The sequence below is a fragment of the Mycobacterium sp. SMC-17 genome (assembly GCF_045310915.1).
GTDB lineage: Bacteria > Actinomycetota > Actinomycetes > Mycobacteriales > Mycobacteriaceae > Mycobacterium.
The window spans coordinates 1-1,507 of the sequence record NZ_JBJIAK010000143.1 but is presented as its reverse complement, the minus strand read 5'-3'; the positions used below and the strand labels follow the sequence as shown (position 1 = coordinate 1,507).

Below are 1,507 nucleotides of genomic sequence, written 5' to 3'. Positions count from 1 at the left end.
CTGGCACCCCGACCGTTTCTCGGTGGCCGAGACCAATGACGCTCTGGCCGCGTTGAGCACGCGTTGACGATTCTTCACCGCCGAGGTTGACGGAGCTGGGTTCGGAAGCCTCCGGTCTCGAGCAGGGACCGGGCGACGTAGTTGGTCAGGTTGCGGAAGCCCAGCGCGGATCCGCGCAGGTGTTCGAGGCGGCCGTTGATTGCTTCGGTTGGCCCGTTGCTGGTGCCGGGGCGGTCGAAGTAGGCCAAGACGTCGGCGGCGCGTCTCTTCAGGGTCCGTCCGAGGGTGATCAGTTCGGTCAGCGGCTTGGGAACCCCGGTGCTCAGCGTGGTGATCAGCGCCGCCATCATGGTGCGGGCTTTGCGGCGGTCCGGTTCGCGGTAGGCGGCCACAGTGCGTTGATAGATGTGCCAGGTGGCCTCGACCTCAGCGTGGGCGTCGATGGTGAACAGTGCGGTCAGTCGGGTTTTCTGCCGGTCGGTGAGCAGATCGGCTCCGGTGTGCAGGGTGCGCCGGGATCGGTAGAGCGGGTCGGTGCTGCGGCCACGGTGCCCGCAGGTGGCCAACTGGACGCGGCGGCGGCACTCGTCGAGGGCGTTGCCGGCAAGGCGGACCACGTGGAAGGGGTCCATCACCGTCGCCGCGGCGGGGAGTTCTTCGGTGGCGGCGGTCTTGAAGCCGGAGAAGCCGTCCATGGCAACGACGTCCACACGATCACGCCAGTCCTGCGGGCGCTGGGCCAGCCAGTCGGCGAACGCCTTCTTGGACCGGCCCTCGACCATGTCGAGCAGCCGGGCCGGGCCGGTCCCGTCACGCACGGGGGTGAGATCGATGATGACGGTGACGTACTTGTCGCCGCGGCGGGTGTGCCGCCACACGTGTTCATCGACGCCGATCACCGCCACGCCGTCGAAGCGGGCCGGATCAGCGATCAGCACCCGCTGACCTTCGGCCAACACGGCGTTGTTGGCGGTGTTCCACGACACCGCTAACGCCTCGGCGACCCGGGCAACCGACAAGTGCTGACAGACAAGGGCTTCCAGCGCCCAGCGCAGAGCACGCCGGGACAACCTGGCCCGTGGCTCGGCCGCCCTACTGGTGTCCTGGCGCCACACGTGAGCACAACCGGCGCAGCGGTAGCGGCGGATCGTGACCAGCAAGGTCGTGGGCCGCCACCCGAACGGTTCATGGGCCAACGTGCGGGTCACGCTGTCACGCACAACGCCCTCTTCGCCGCAGCGGCGGCACCACCGATCGTCATCGGCGACCCGGCACGCCAGCACGGCCCGACCGGCAGCGAGCTGTTGGCCGGTCACCTCCAACCCGAGCTCGTCAAGGCGGCAGAAAGTGGTCAGGTCAGCGCAGGCGAAGCCCGCCCGACCGGTAGCGTCAGGCACGTCGAGGTCTTTCGGATGAGGCGTGTACGAACCTTCATCATCGGAAGACCTCGACCCCTACCTAGGCAACGACGCGCCGACCACCTCTACACCCTCAACTGCGAAGAGCC

General features: G+C 68.1%; 1 protein-coding gene. It reads right to left on the bottom strand.

What is annotated here, in order from left to right:
* Nucleotides 1-74 precede the first annotated feature (74 nt).
* Nucleotides 75-1,397 (bottom strand): ISL3 family transposase, encoded by a 1,323-nt coding sequence (locus ACJH7A_RS30460; protein WP_267325223.1) that lies wholly within the window; start codon nt 1,395-1,397, stop codon nt 75-77.
* Between the last annotated feature and the right edge of the window lie 110 nt (nt 1,398-1,507).